Genomic DNA, 13,464 nt, shown 5'->3' with positions numbered 1-13,464 from the left:
TGATGACTTTCTGTTCTTTTTCATTACACCGCGACCGGCGCTTTAATATGGGGATGGAATTCGTAGTTGCGGAATTCGAAATCCTCAAACTTATAATCGAAAATCGATGCTGGCTGGCGCTGAATTACCAGCTGCGGCAACGGTAGCGGCGCGCGCGACAGCTGTAAGTCAACTTGTTCCATGTGATTCGAATACAAGTGGCAATCACCGCCGGTCCAGATAAAGTCACCAACGCCAAGACCCGTTTGCTGCGCAATCATGTGCGTCAGCAGGGCATATGAGGCGATATTAAATGGTACTCCGAGAAAAATATCGGCGCTGCGCTGATACAACTGGCAGGACAGCTTGCCGTCGGCGACATAAAACTGAAACAGCGCGTGGCAGGGCGGCAGTTTCATCTGTGGAATATCGGCCACATTCCATGCCGAAACGATTAAACGACGTGAGTCAGGATTGTTTTTGATCTGTTCAATTAACTGTTGAATCTGATCGATATGCTGGCCATCCGGCGTTGGCCAGTTGCGCCATTGCGAGCCATAGACAGGCCCGAGATCGCCATTCTGATCCGCCCAGTCGTCCCATATAGAGACGCCATTGTCCTTGAGATACTTGATATTGGTTGACCCGGCCAGGAACCAGATCAGTTCATGCACGATGGATTTCAGATGCAGTTTTTTTGTCGTGACCAGCGGAAAACCCTCATTCAGGTCAAAACGCATCTGATAGCCGAAAACGGACACCGTGCCGGTGCCGGTACGGTCAGTTTTTTTTGTTCCGTGATCGCGCACGTGACGCATGAATTCCAGATATTGACGCATAAAGATGAGGTGAAAGCGGAATGAAATGAGGCAGCAGTATACATCAGCCAGACACTTGCCTGCTCGTATCTGCTCTATGAACAACGGTATTTGTTGCGCTGCACACGATCAAACATCTGTTGTACTACGGGAAATGCAGATATTTCAGATACTCCCCCCGGTAAATCACTAAAAACCGCTAAATCTCAGCGTCAATATTGGGGCTTTTTATATACTGGGGGGAGTATATTTGGGGCGGATTAACGCTCTGTCAGCAATGGATCATTGGAATCGGGGTCGCCCGGTGCGATGAGGGGCAATCTGATTTCGAAGCGGGAACCCTGATCTGGTTTGCTGGTGACATGGATCGTGCCGCCAAGCACATTGGTGATAATGTTAAACGTGATACTCAGGCCCAGGCCACTACCGCCCTGACCAAACTTGGTGGTGAAAAACGGTTCGAAAATACGATTGATGATTTCCGGAGGGATTCCTTTGCCGTCATCGGTAAAGATGATGAGGACGAACTCGCCTTGCTTGACTGCAGTGCAGTGCATAACGCCGTGGCTGCGACCTTCCAGCCCGTGAATCACAGAGTTGTTAACGAGGTTGGTGAACACTTGTCCCAGCAAGCCGGGATAGCTGTTGAGCTGAATGTCGTCGGGGATATCGAGTTCCAGCGTGAAGGGTGTTTTGCGCAAACTAGAATGCAGCAGTGCGGATAGTTCCTGCAGCGTGACCTTCAGGCCAAACGTGCGCCGTTGTGCACTCGACTGATCGACCGCCACTTGTTTGAAATCACCGACCAGATGAGCAGATTGCTGCAAGCCGCGCAATAACAGTTTGGACGAGTCCAGCGCGGTGGTGGCGTAACGGGTCAGGTCGGAACGCCTGATCTGGTTGTCTTCCACCATTTTCAACAACTGACGGGTTTCTTCTTCCAGTGTGCTGGCAACGAGCAAACAGTTACCCAGCGGCGTATTCAGTTCATGCGCGACACCGGCCACCATAGAACCCAGTGCCGCCATGCGTTCTACCCTTGCCAGCTCAGATTGCGCCGTGTTGACATTGTGCAGTGCGGCTTCAAGGTTGCGATTGACCGACTCCAGCTCTTGCGTTCTTTGCCGTACTTTGGATTCCAGCGTGCCTGAGTATTCCAGTAATTGCTGGTTTTTGATTTCGAGTTCGCCAAATGAGCGCTTGAGTGCCTGACGGGTGACTTCCAGACTGGTGGCGAGGTGGCCCAGTTCGTCTTCACGATTGAGGGTGATCGGTGCGTTAAGTTCACCATTGGCGAGACGGTCAGATTCGTCCATCAGCAGGCGCACTGGCTTCACCAGACGCCATTGCAATACCATCAGAATAAAGACGATTGCCAGAAATAATGAGAGCACGGCGGTTGTCACATAACGGCGGAAGTCAGAACGCAGGCTTTCGCGCAGTAAATCTTCAGCGAGTGTCAGTTTGACTTCACCGATGACCTGGCCGCCGTGCTTGATCTCACGAACCATGCTGGTGAATGGCCCCACCTGGTTTTGCATGTGAACGTCATTTTTAATGAATTCTTTGCGGTCTGGCAGGGTGATGACTTCGATCTTCGCAACGCGCGGATCGGAATAAACAACTTCGCTGGAAATATTGGCGATTTCCGGTGTGATTTGCCATAACGGTTCGCTCAGAATCACAGACAAAATATCAACCAGACGATTGTGATCTTCGTTATTGCGAATCCGTGCTGCACTTTCTATTGTGCCCAGATGGTAGGGAACCAGAATGGCGGAAGGAACTGCGACACCGAAAACGACCGCTAAGATAATGGCAAGGCGAAGTGTGATGCGGCTGCGGATGGAAGAAAGAAAGTTTCGAAACCGCATTACTATGTCCTTGAACGTCACAGTTGTGTGGAATGCCGGGGCCAGTTGCGCTTGCTGCGAATTGATCCTGAGCATAATGTCAGACGAGTCAACCGGGTGACCGGAGACGCATGATTTTGCATCGGCAAATCGGTAGACAATCAGGAAATATTAAGAGGTTTTTTGTTTTTGAGCAAGACATGCATGTGATTGTTTGGGCAATTCACATGCATTGCGTTGTGATAGCAACAAATAGCTTTTATTTGGCTTCTTCTATCCAGGCAGCCTGGATAGCTTCGAGGACTTTTTCGCCGCCACGGGCGTGGTCATCGTCAAACTCTGCAAGATCGACGATCAGGTTGTGCAAATCCGTGAAGCGCAAGGTTAGCGGATCAATATCCGGAAATTGATCGTATAAAGCTTCAGCAATACGGTGTGTCTCAGACCATTTCATGGCGTTCACCTGATGTTTAATGATTTTCGCGAGCGTGATTGATCGTGTATTTCGGAATCTCTATCGTGATGTCCTGTTTCCCTAGTTTGACCTGGCAGGACAGGCGTGAAGTTGCTTCGAGTCCCCAGGCGGCGTCGAGTAAGTCTTCTTCATCGTCAGACGATGCATTCAGTGACTGGAAGCCTTCACGAATTACTACGTGGCATGTGGTGCAGGCGCATGACATTTCACACGCATGTTCGATTTCAACATCGCTTTCAACCAATGCCTCACACAGTGATTTTCCTTCCGGCGCGTCGATCACGGTGCCTTCCGGGCAGAGTTGAGGGTGGGGCAGAACGATAATTTGTGGCATGTCAGTCTCAGTCTCAGTTTCAGTCAGTGTTAGCCGATGGCGATGCGGCGAAAATCAGGCGATCTCGTCAAGTTTTTTTCCAGCCAGAGCTGAACGTACGCTCTGATCCATGCGGCGGGCGGCGAATTCTTCGGTGCCATGCGCCAGAGCAGTAATCGCGTTATGTAAAGCCTGATGATCGTCTTGCTGTGCCAGATTTTTTACTTGTTGCATCAACTGCGAGATCGTGTCGTATTCTGCTTCTGAAATCAGATGGCGATCTGCCTCTAACGCCGATTGGGTTGCCAGCAAAATTCTTTCTGCTTCAACCTGTTCTTCGCGCAATGCTCTTTGTTGCATGTCCTGATCAGCGGAACTGAACGAATCTTGCAACATGCGCGTGATGTCGTCGTCGGCAAGGCCGTACGAAGGCTTGACGGTGATCGTCGCTTCAACGCCGGAGCGCAATTCACGCGCTGAGACCGATAACAGGCCGTCGGCATCAACTTGATACGTAATCCGGATGCGCGCAGCACCCGCAGCCATTGGTGGAATACCGCGTAACTCGAAACGCGCCAGTGAGCGGCAGTCGCTGACCAGTTCACGTTCGCCTTGTACGATATGAATTGCCATCGCGGTCTGGCCATCTTTGAACGTCGTGAATTCTTGCGCGCGGGCGCAAGGAATCGTCGAATTGCGCGGAATGACTTTTTCCGCTAGTCCACCCATGGTTTCCACGCCCAGCGACAGTGGAATCACATCCAGCAGCAACCAGTCGTCGCCAGCAGCGCGATTACCCGCCAGCAGATTGGCCTGTATTGCGGCACCGAGGGCGACCACTTTATCCGGATCGATATTGGCCAGCGGCGTTGTATGGAAAAATTCACCGACCGCTTTGCGCACATGCGGCATACGCGTGGCACCGCCGACCAGCACGACGCCGTCGATGTCGTCAGCCGACAAACCGGCATCGCGCAGCGCTTTGCGGCACGGTGTGATGGTTTTCAAAACCAGATTCTGCGTCATTTCCGAGAATTGCGCGGCGCTGATCTGCAGATGTACGCTTTCGCCTGAATTCAGCTTGGCATCGATATAAGTGCTGGTTTTGCTGGATAGAATCTCTTTGGCTTCACGTGCCTTGATCATCAGTGTGCTGGTATCTTCGTCGGATAATGGCGCCAGCTGGGATTCCTGCAAAATCCAGCAAAACAGGCGATGGTCAAAGTCATCGCCGCCGAGTGCAGAGTCGCCACCGGTCGATAAAACTTCAAATACACCCTTGCTCATTTTCAGTATCGAAATATCGAAAGTGCCGCCGCCGAGGTCATAGACCGCATATGTGCCTTCCGATGCATTATCCAGACCATACGCAATCGCGGCGGCGGTCGGCTCATTCAGCAACCGCAATACATTGAGGCCAGCCAGCTTGGCCGCATCTTTGGTTGCCTGCCGTTGTGCATCATCAAAATAAGCAGGAACAGTAATCACGGCACCGACTAAATCATCGCCGAGTGCATCTTCGGCTTGCTGGCGCAACGTTGCGAGAATTTGCGCGGAAACTTCGACCGGGCTTTTGATGCCGGCGATGGTTCTGAGTTGCACCATGCCTGGCGCATCGATAAAGTCATACGGAAGATTTTCGGCGTGGCTAATATCTTTCAGGCCACGTCCCATAAAACGTTTGACTGACGCGATCGTATTTTTTGGGTCGTTACTTTGTTCTGCCTGTGCTTTAAAGCCGATGTGCGCATGTCCATTCGGAAGATAGCGTACGACAGAAGGAAGTAAAGGGCGTCCCTCTTCATCGTTTAATACTTCGGGGATACTGTTGCGTACAGTCGCGACCAGAGAGTTAGTCGTACCAAGATCAATTCCGACGGCCAGACGGTGCTGGTGTGGAGCGGTGGACATGCCGGGTTCGGAAATCTGCAGTAAAGCCATGGTGTTATATGCGTGGATGGCAAGCCATCAGATGGGCGCAAAGAATGCGCGGGTTATTCGGATTCACTCTTCCAGCGCTGCAATATCGGCGATGAATTTTTCCAAAAACATGCAGGTGCGGATATGTAACGTCGCTGCCTTGTAGTCCTGCGCATCAAGCGCTGAGCCAACTTGTTGCAGCGCTGATTTCAGTGCGTCGTGCAATTCTTTTTCGAGTGCAAGCAGGGCGCTGATGTTATTTGAATGACGCGCGTCTTCGAACGTTTCGCGCCATTCCATTTGCTGCATCAGAAAGGCGGCAGGCATGCTCGTATTGGATTCGGTCTGTAAATCAACGCCCTGTAATTGACAGAGGTAAGTTGCGCGTTTTAACGGTTTTTTCAGCGTCTGGTAAGCCTCATTGGCGTGTGTCGCCCATTGCATTGCAACGCGTTTTTCCGCTTCACTGGCCTGCACAAATTTGTCCGGATGCACGGTGTTCTGAACCTCGCGATAAGCGCGGTCGAGTTGTGCGCTATCTACGGCGAACTGTTGTGGCAATTGAAACAGCTCAAAATGATTTTGCATGCTGAACCTTAAATCCGGAAGCTTTCACCGCAACCGCATTCATCCTTGACATTCGGGTTATAAAATTTAAAGCCTTCGTTCAGGCCTTCGCGCGCGAAGTCGAGTTCAGTACCGTCAATGTAAGGCAGGCTTTTCGGATCGACAAACACCTTGACACCGTGAGATTCAAACACCTGATCATCACTGCCGACTTCATCAACGTATTCGAGTTTATACGCCATGCCTGAGCAACCGGTCGTGCGTACGCCAAAGCGCAGGCCTATGCCTTTGCCGCGACGCTCCATATAACGGGAAACGTGTTTTGCTGCTTTTTCTGTCAGTGTGATTGCCATGGTATTTCCAATCTCTACGGCAGCACCGCTGCCGTATTTATAGTCAAGCCTGATGCTGCGTTGTTGATACTGATTGATGCTTCGCTGCTGGTTTGCTTATTGCGCGCCGTGCTTGTTTTTGTAATCCAGCACTGCAGCTTTGATCGCATCTTCCGCCAGAATTGAGCAGTGGATCTTGACCGGCGGCAAAGCAAGTTCTTCTGCAATCGCTGTATTTTTGATTTCCAGCGCCTGATCCAGCGTTTTGCCTTTTACCCATTCGGTGACGAGCGATGATGAAGCAATCGCAGAGCCGCAGCCATAAGTTTTGAATTTTGCATCTTCAATCACGCCATCCGCGCCGACTTTAATTTGCAGTTTCATTACGTCGCCGCAGGCAGGCGCGCCTACCATACCGGTGCCAACCGTTTCGTCGCCTTTTTCAAATGCGCCGACGTTGCGTGGATGTTCGTAGTGATCTAAAACTTTATCTGAGTATGCCATGATGATGCTCCTGAATTTTTTACTGTTCGTTCTCTCTGGTGAACAATATCACCAGAATCCGGATATGTTAATGAACGTGCTGCCTTAGTGTGCTGCCCACTGAATTGTCGAGATATCGATGCCTTCTTTGTACATATCCCACAGTGGTGATAATTCGCGCAGTTTTTCTACTTTTGTTTTCAGCAGATTGATCGCGAAATCAATGTCTTCTTCGGTAGTGAAACGACCGATCGTAAAGCGTATCGAGCTGTGCGCGAGTTCATCGCTGCGACCCAGTGCGCGTAATACATACGATGGTTCCAGGCTGGCGGAAGTACATGCGGAACCGGATGAAACGGCGATATCTTTGACCGCCATGATCAGAGATTCACCCTCAACGTAGTTGAAGCTGACGTTCAGATTATGCGGAACACGGTGCGCCATATCACCATTCACATAGGTTTCTTCGATTTCATTCAGCCCTTTGGCCAGACGATCGCGCATGGCGCGTACATGTGCCAGCTCGCTTTGCATTTCTTCTTTTGCGATACGGAAGGCTTCGCCCATGCCTACGCATTGATGCGGAGCCAGAGTACCGGAACGGAAGCCGCGTTCATGACCGCCACCGTGCATTTGCGCTTCGAGGCGCACGCGTGGTTTGCGGCGAATGTACAAGGCACCTATGCCTTTCGGGCCATACGTTTTATGCGCAGAAAAAGACACCAGATCGACTTTGACTTTTTCCAGATCGATTTCAACTTTGCCGGTTGCCTGTGCTGCGTCTGAATGAAAAACGATGCCTTTTTCGCGGCACAGTTCACCAATTTCAGCGATAGGCTGAACCACGCCGATTTCATTATTCACCCACATCACCGACACCAGAATCGTATCGGGGCGGATCGCGGCTTTTAATTGCTCGACTGTGATCAGGCCATTGTCCTGCGGTTGCAGGTAGGTAGCTTCAAAACCCTGACGTTCCAGTTCGCGCACAGTATCGAGCACGGCTTTGTGCTCGGTTTTCACCGTAATAATGTGCTTGCCTTTGGCCTTATAGAAATGCGCTGCACCTTTTAACGCAAGGTTGTTACTTTCAGTTGCGCCGGATGTCCAGATGATTTCGCGTGGGTCAGCGTTGACCAGTGCTGCGACATTGCCGCGTGCTTCTTCAACCGCAGCTTCGGCATCCCAGCCGTACATGTGACTGCGGGATGCAGGATTGCCGTACTGGGCACGCAGAAACGGGATCATTTTGTCGGCAACACGCGGATCAACCGGTGTTGTCGCCGAGTAATCCATGTAAATCGGAAAATGCGGTGTTTTCAGCGTATCGAGCAAGCTTTGTTCTAAAGGGGCATTCATTCAAGACTCCAAATATTCAAGTAGCAGTGTGATTGGCATGCGGCTGACGCACGACAACGACCTGGTTTTCCGAGATTTTCTGTTTTTGCTGATTGACCAGATCCTGCAGGGAAACTGAGTCAAGATAATCGACCATTTTAGCGTTCAGCGTCGCCCATAAATCATGCGTCATACAGTGCAGACCATTTTCATGATCGCTGCCGTGACAACTGCCTTTACCGCCGCATTGTGTGGCATCGAGCGGCTCATCAACGGCAATAATAATGTCTGCCACCGTGACCTGTTGTGCTTTGCGGGCAAGATTGTAGCCGCCGCCGGGGCCGCGCACCGATTCGACGATTTCATGTCGGCGCAGTTTGCCAAACAGCTGTTCGAGATAGGACAGGGAAATGTCCTGACGTTGGCTGATGCCGGCGAGCGTGACAGGACCCTTGTCCTGACGCAATGCCAGATCAATCATTGCCGTAACGGCAAAACGTCCTTTAGTAGTGAGGCGCATACGCTAGCTCCTGGTGCCTGAGACAGAAATTCCTGAATGCCCTGAGTTGTTGAGCATTTTGATCAAGTATAGCAAACTTGAGTAATTCTGTCAGGCAAGGGCTTTTTTTGCGATGGCGGGGAAGGTGCAGCGTTTGTCACGGCTTGGCGCAAATGTCAGCGCAGATCAGGATTGCAGAAATAGCTGTTCGACTTTTTCGCGTGCCCACGGCGTTTTGCGTAAAAATTTCAGGCTCGATTTTACACTCGGATCGAAAATGAAGCAGCGCACCGGGATTTTTTGCCCTAATACTTCCCAGCCATACTGATCGACCAGATGGTGAAGAATTTGCTCTAGGGTAATGCCGTCGAGGCTGCGTTTTTCCATGATATATGCCAATATTTATGCCAATAAGGGGGAGTATGTGTGATTTTACGGCGAATGTCCGCGTAAAGTCTGGGCTTTTAAATATACTCACCCCAGTATATTTTGCTGATTGCAAAGGCTTTTAAGCATCTGCGTTGGACTGGGCGGCGTATTCGGCACTCTCAATCTGGTCTGTCTCATCCTGAAAAAAAGCCCCGGCAACATAGCCGAGGCTGAAGGCTGGAGGCAAACCCTGATTCAGATATCGAAGCTGATTCCCTGCGCCAGCGGCAGCGAGTTGCTGTAATTAAAGGTATTGGTCGTGCGGCGCATATAGGCTTTCCACGCATCAGAACCAGATTCACGACCGCCGCCGGTATCTTTTTCGCCGCCAAAAGCCCCGCCGATTTCCGCACCCGACGGGCCGATATTCACATTCGCGATACCGCAATCACTGCCAGTTGCCGAGACGAAGGTTTCCGCTTCACGCATGTCGGTGGTGAAAATCGCAGAGGATAAACCTTGCGGAACCGCGTTATTCCATTCGATCGCCTGTGCCAGATCGTGATAGCGCACGATGTACAGAATAGGGGCGAAGGTTTCGTGATGCATGGCTGTCGTTTGTGCTGGCATTTCAACCAAGGCAGGGCGTACGTAATAGCCGGCTTCGCAGCCGGACATAGTAATACGTTCGCCGCCGTAAACCTTGCCATGCTCGCCCACGGCGATTGCCAGCGCACTTTGCATTGCTTCAAATGCAGCCTGGTCAATCAAAGGGCCGACCAACGTGGTTTTTTCCAGTGGCGAGCCGACAGGCAGGTCAGCGTAGATTTTCTGCAGGCGTGGCACCAGTGTGTCGTAGATGCTGTCATGCACGAACAGGCGGCGCAGGGTGGTGCAGCGTTGTCCGGCTGTACCCACCGCTGAGAAAGTAATCGCACGGACTGCCATTTCCAGATCGGCGCTGGGCGCAACGATCATCGCATTGTTGCCGCCGAGTTCCAGTATGCTGCGTGCGAGTCGCTGCGAGCATACGGCGGCGACCTGTTTTCCCATGCGTGTGCTGCCGGTAGCGCTGACGAGTTCGATGCGTGGATCGGCGACCATGCTGGCACCGGCATCACGACCGCCGATAATCAATTCGGCTAAACCTTCGGGTGCATCGCTGCCAAATCTGGCCACGGCTTTCATAAATAAAGCGTGGGTAGCGATTGCGGTCAGCGGCGTTTTTTCTGATGGCTTCCAGATCACGCTGTCGCCGCAAACAAAGGCCAGCGTGGCATTCCATGCCCAGACCGCGACCGGGAAGTTAAACGCTGAAATCACGCCGACCACGCCCAGTGGTAGCCATTGTTCCATCATCCTGTGTCCCGGACGTTCGGATGCGATGGTCAGACCATATAACTGGCGCGAAAGCCCGACAGCGAAATCGCAGATGTCGATCATTTCCTGCACTTCGCCCAGACCTTCCTGCAGAATTTTGCCAGCTTCGAGCGTGACGATTTTGCCCAGCGCTTCTTTGTGTGTGCGTAACTCGTCACCAAACAGGCGCACCAGCTCGCCGCGGCGTGGTGCCGGCACTTGTCGCCATTGCTGAAATGCAGCTTGTGCACGGCCGATGCGGGCATCTATTTGTCCAGCGGAGTCGGCAGCCAGACTGGCGAGCAGCGTGCCATCGACAGGGGAAATGCTGTGCAGTTCGGTTCCCTGATAATGGCGGAGATCAACTCCCATGCTATTGAGTAAGGTGTGAAGTGTCGCGTTATCCATGATCGTGATTGCTCATTTGGGTGGAAGTGGGTCTTCTTGTGGATGACCCGCTTCGGTTAAAAATAATGACGTCGCAGCAGAACGTCAGCCTGCCGGATATCAGACAGCGTAATACTGACCAAAACGGTTACTGAGGAAATCAGATAACTTCGTTTGCTCTTGCCGCACCAGTCCACGTTGTGGCAGCTTGCCGCTGACCACCAGATCCACCATCGCGCAGATGCCGGAAGCGGTCGTTAATTGTATGGCAGACAGCAACTGACCATTCACATTCTGAGCATAGATTTTTTTCGCATACGATTCTTGTTCCAGCCGGCCAGCGCGCATACCGACCACGCTGACAAATACCAGCACCACGTCTTGCTTGGTCATAGGAATGGACGTTTCCAGTACATCTTTCAGGATGGGGCGGCGTTCGATTTTGCCGAGTTCCAGATCGCGGATCAGCATTTTGACGATATCACGGTGCCCTGGATAGCGCACGGTTTTGTAATTCAGATTTTGTACCTTGCCCTCCAGACTTTCGCAGAGTGTGCCGAGGCCGCCGGAAGTGTTAAAGGCTTCGTAGTCTATGCCGTCGAGTGAAAAGTGTTCGATTTCTTCGAGCGCCGCGGTTTCACGTAGTTGGCCATCGACGATCGCTTCACAAGGATTGCAGTATTCGTTGATCAGACCGTCAGTGCTCCAGGTCAGATTGTATTTGAGCGCATTGTTCGGAAATGTCGGCAGGGCGCCGACGCGCATGCTGACATCACGCAAGGTGTCGAAACGCTGAGCGACATCGTTGGCAACGATAGAGATAAAGCCCGGCGCCAGGCCACATTGCGGCACAAATGCAGAATGCGCTCCCTCGGCGAGTTGTTTGACGATACGTGTGCTTTCCACATCTTCGGTCAGATCGAAATAGTGCGAATTTGCCTCGCGCGCAGCACCGGCAATAATGGGAGTCAGAAAATAGGGGCAAGCGGACAGCGTTACCTGATGACCGCGTATCAGTTCCGTCACCGCAGCTTTGTCGCTCAGATCGGCCTGCACGATACGGGTGTGTGGAAATGCTGCCTGTTCTACATACTTCAGCCGTTGTGGGTCGCGGTCTGCCACCGTGATTTCGTAGTCGCCGGTGTGGGATAACAGGTTCAGAATTGCGTCGCCGATTTTACCTGCGCCGAGCAGGATGAGTTTGCTTGTCATGATGTTCTCCAAAACCTGATTGACGTTGTAAAAAGGTGCTGGAGCAAGTGTAGATGTAAATTTTGTCAGATAATAGTAGGTAAAATATCGTCAAAATGTAGTTAAATAATTCAATATGACCATTTTTAAAAACAAAATGACGATATGAAACCTGCGCTCGATGATATTGATCAGAAAATACTGGCCTTGCTGATGGATGATGCACGCACGCCGGTGACGACGATTGCTCGGCAGGTGGCGATTGCGCGCACGACCGTGATCGCCAGAATTGCGGCATTGGAAAAGCGCGGCATTATCGAAGGCTACGGCGTCAGGCTCAGCCATACGATGCGCCAGCCCGCAGTCAGAGCATATGTGGGGATGTCGGTCGAGGCTAAATGCGCGCCATCGCTGATCCGTCATTTGCAGCAATTACCGGAAACCGAAACCTTGTGCGCGGTTAGCGGAGCGATCGACTACATGCTGACTTTGCGCTGCGATACGACAGAAACACTGGATCGTTTGCTCGATCAGATCGGTGCGATGGATGGGGTGCGGCAGACTTCGACTTCAGTCATCCTGAGTAAAAGAATTGACCGCGCCGCTTTATGATACTGCTGGAGATGGCATACTCCCGGTGAGTATGCTTAAAGAGTCAGCGCCGTTACTTGAGTCCGGCGCGATGGCATAGGGGAGTATCTTACGAAATCAGGGCTTGTTCAGGAATTGCTGGACGCTTTAATCTGCGCTTTTTTATCGTAAGCACCGGTTTTTTTCGCGACGTTATTGTCTGAAAAATGGGTGTTCGACTGCTGCAGGATTTGCAAATGTACCGATGCGCGATCAACGCCACCACGATCAAGCTGTGTCTGAACTTGCGCGCTTGCGCTGGCAGAGGCAGATTCCTGAGCGACGTCAACGGTGTTTCTGTCTTGCGGATTCTGCGGAATTGTCATGGATGTCATGGCCAACACGTTGCTGCAAAAGACAGTACCAGCCAGCATAGTGGCTGAAAGCAAACTCAGGAGTAGCGGTTTTTTTAACATGATTACCTGCTGATATGTGAATGCTGCAAACGGAAGTACATGCAACTATAAGGTAAGTGTTGTGACTTGCCAAACAATTTAGTGTAAATTTTTTTCAGATCGTCAGTATAGTTGCTTACTTATACCAGCAATGCTGGCTTTTTATGCAATTTTGTTCTGGCTTGCTGGATACTTTGATCCTGGCGGTCAAATGCCAGTTTTTCTTCGGCTGTCAGGCGTTTTCCTGTAATTTCCACGGTGTGTACAGTGGATGCGGATTGCGCAAGGTCGAAAGCGATCTTCTGTTGCTCCGTCATTCTCTGGGCTGTTATTGTAACGACAGGAATCAGTGGGTCGCTGATGGCTGTTTGCTGGAATGCTGTTGTCAGTGCGATGGCTGCGGCAAATCCAGCGATGCTGAAGATGCTTAATTGGGATGTAGTCAGTGATTTCATGGTTGCTCTCCGGTTGTTTGATTGGTGTTGCGATGGTTGTACTGTAAATAACGCCCCAACATATCGCCAGCGAGATGCGATGAAATGCAGAAAGTCAGGGT

General features: G+C 51.5%; 16 protein-coding genes. 1 reads left to right on the top strand and 15 read right to left on the bottom strand.

The features are described from left to right. Nucleotides 1–23: 23 nt before the first annotated feature. The 13 genes from H8K26_RS07415 to H8K26_RS07355 form a co-directional block, all read right to left on the bottom strand. Nucleotides 24–818, bottom strand: coding sequence for a thymidylate synthase (locus H8K26_RS07415; protein WP_186898326.1), 795 nt, complete (start codon nucleotides 816–818; stop codon nucleotides 24–26). Between the two features lie 239 nt (nucleotides 819–1,057). After that, nucleotides 1,058–2,671, bottom strand: coding sequence for a sensor histidine kinase (locus tag H8K26_RS07410; RefSeq protein ID WP_190478450.1), 1,614 nt, complete (start codon nucleotides 2,669–2,671; stop codon nucleotides 1,058–1,060). Between the two features lie 238 nt (nucleotides 2,672–2,909). Then, the gene (gene iscX / locus H8K26_RS07405; protein ID WP_186883603.1) at nucleotides 2,910–3,104 is read right to left on the bottom strand and encodes a Fe-S cluster assembly protein IscX; all 195 of its coding nucleotides are present in this window, start codon (nucleotides 3,102–3,104) and stop codon (nucleotides 2,910–2,912) included. Between the two features lie 16 nt (nucleotides 3,105–3,120). After that, nucleotides 3,121–3,459, bottom strand: coding sequence for an ISC system 2Fe-2S type ferredoxin (fdx, locus tag H8K26_RS07400; protein ID WP_186883602.1), 339 nt, complete (start codon nucleotides 3,457–3,459; stop codon nucleotides 3,121–3,123). Between the two features lie 54 nt (nucleotides 3,460–3,513). Then, nucleotides 3,514–5,379 (bottom strand): Fe-S protein assembly chaperone HscA, encoded by a 1,866-nt coding sequence (hscA, locus tag H8K26_RS07395; protein ID WP_190478449.1) that lies wholly within the window; start codon nucleotides 5,377–5,379, stop codon nucleotides 3,514–3,516. 63 nt (nucleotides 5,380–5,442) lie between these two features. Further along, complete coding sequence (gene hscB, locus H8K26_RS07390; protein ID WP_190478447.1) at nucleotides 5,443–5,946, bottom strand: Fe-S protein assembly co-chaperone HscB; 504 nt, start codon at nucleotides 5,944–5,946, stop codon at nucleotides 5,443–5,445. An 8-nt stretch (nucleotides 5,947–5,954) separates the two neighbouring features. Further along, the gene (gene iscA / locus H8K26_RS07385) at nucleotides 5,955–6,278 is read right to left on the bottom strand and encodes an iron-sulfur cluster assembly protein IscA (protein ID WP_186883599.1); all 324 of its coding nucleotides are present in this window, start codon (nucleotides 6,276–6,278) and stop codon (nucleotides 5,955–5,957) included. A 96-nt stretch (nucleotides 6,279–6,374) separates the two neighbouring features. After that, on the bottom strand, nucleotides 6,375–6,761 hold the full coding sequence (iscU, locus tag H8K26_RS07380) for a Fe-S cluster assembly scaffold IscU (protein ID WP_190478446.1): 387 nt from the start codon (nucleotides 6,759–6,761) through the stop codon (nucleotides 6,375–6,377). A gap of 84 nt (nucleotides 6,762–6,845) precedes the next feature. Next, nucleotides 6,846–8,099, bottom strand: a complete 1,254-nt coding sequence (locus H8K26_RS07375) for an IscS subfamily cysteine desulfurase (RefSeq protein ID WP_186883597.1) — start codon at nucleotides 8,097–8,099, stop codon at nucleotides 6,846–6,848. A 16-nt stretch (nucleotides 8,100–8,115) separates the two neighbouring features. Further along, a complete protein-coding gene (gene iscR, locus H8K26_RS07370) occupies nucleotides 8,116–8,598 on the bottom strand; it encodes a Fe-S cluster assembly transcriptional regulator IscR (protein ID WP_186883596.1) in 483 nt (160 codons plus the stop codon). Between the two features lie 165 nt (nucleotides 8,599–8,763). Continuing rightward, nucleotides 8,764–8,964, bottom strand: a complete 201-nt coding sequence (locus tag H8K26_RS07365) for a VF530 family protein (RefSeq protein ID WP_190478444.1) — start codon at nucleotides 8,962–8,964, stop codon at nucleotides 8,764–8,766. Between the two features lie 237 nt (nucleotides 8,965–9,201). Then, nucleotides 9,202–10,713: an L-piperidine-6-carboxylate dehydrogenase gene (gene amaB / locus H8K26_RS07360; protein ID WP_190478442.1), complete on the bottom strand. Its 1,512-nt coding sequence runs from the start codon at nucleotides 10,711–10,713 to the stop codon at nucleotides 9,202–9,204. Between the two features lie 99 nt (nucleotides 10,714–10,812). Beyond that, complete coding sequence (locus H8K26_RS07355) at nucleotides 10,813–11,904, bottom strand: saccharopine dehydrogenase family protein (protein WP_186883593.1); 1,092 nt, start codon at nucleotides 11,902–11,904, stop codon at nucleotides 10,813–10,815. A gap of 144 nt (nucleotides 11,905–12,048) precedes the next feature. Between H8K26_RS07355 and H8K26_RS07350 the strand changes: the two genes are divergently transcribed. Further along, nucleotides 12,049–12,495, top strand: coding sequence for an Lrp/AsnC family transcriptional regulator (locus tag H8K26_RS07350; protein ID WP_186883592.1), 447 nt, complete (start codon nucleotides 12,049–12,051; stop codon nucleotides 12,493–12,495). 107 nt (nucleotides 12,496–12,602) lie between these two features. Here the strand turns inward: H8K26_RS07350 and H8K26_RS07345 are convergent, their stop codons facing one another. Both H8K26_RS07345 and H8K26_RS07340 read right to left on the bottom strand, forming a co-directional pair. Continuing rightward, nucleotides 12,603–12,848 (bottom strand): hypothetical protein, encoded by a 246-nt coding sequence (locus tag H8K26_RS07345; protein ID WP_186883591.1) that lies wholly within the window; start codon nucleotides 12,846–12,848, stop codon nucleotides 12,603–12,605. Nucleotides 12,849–13,048: 200 nt separating this feature from the next. Further along, nucleotides 13,049–13,363 carry a hypothetical protein gene (locus tag H8K26_RS07340; protein WP_186883590.1) on the bottom strand — a complete coding sequence of 105 codons (315 nt, stop codon included), beginning with the start codon at nucleotides 13,361–13,363 and terminating at the stop codon, nucleotides 13,049–13,051. Between the last annotated feature and the right edge of the window lie 101 nt (nucleotides 13,364–13,464).

Origin of the sequence: Cognatundibacterium aquatile (assembly GCF_014699135.1) — a bacterium.
Lineage (GTDB): Bacteria > Pseudomonadota > Gammaproteobacteria > Burkholderiales > Burkholderiaceae_D > Undibacterium > Undibacterium aquatile.
The sequence above is the reverse complement of the archived record's forward strand: the minus strand, read 5'-3'. Positions and strand labels throughout refer to the sequence as shown.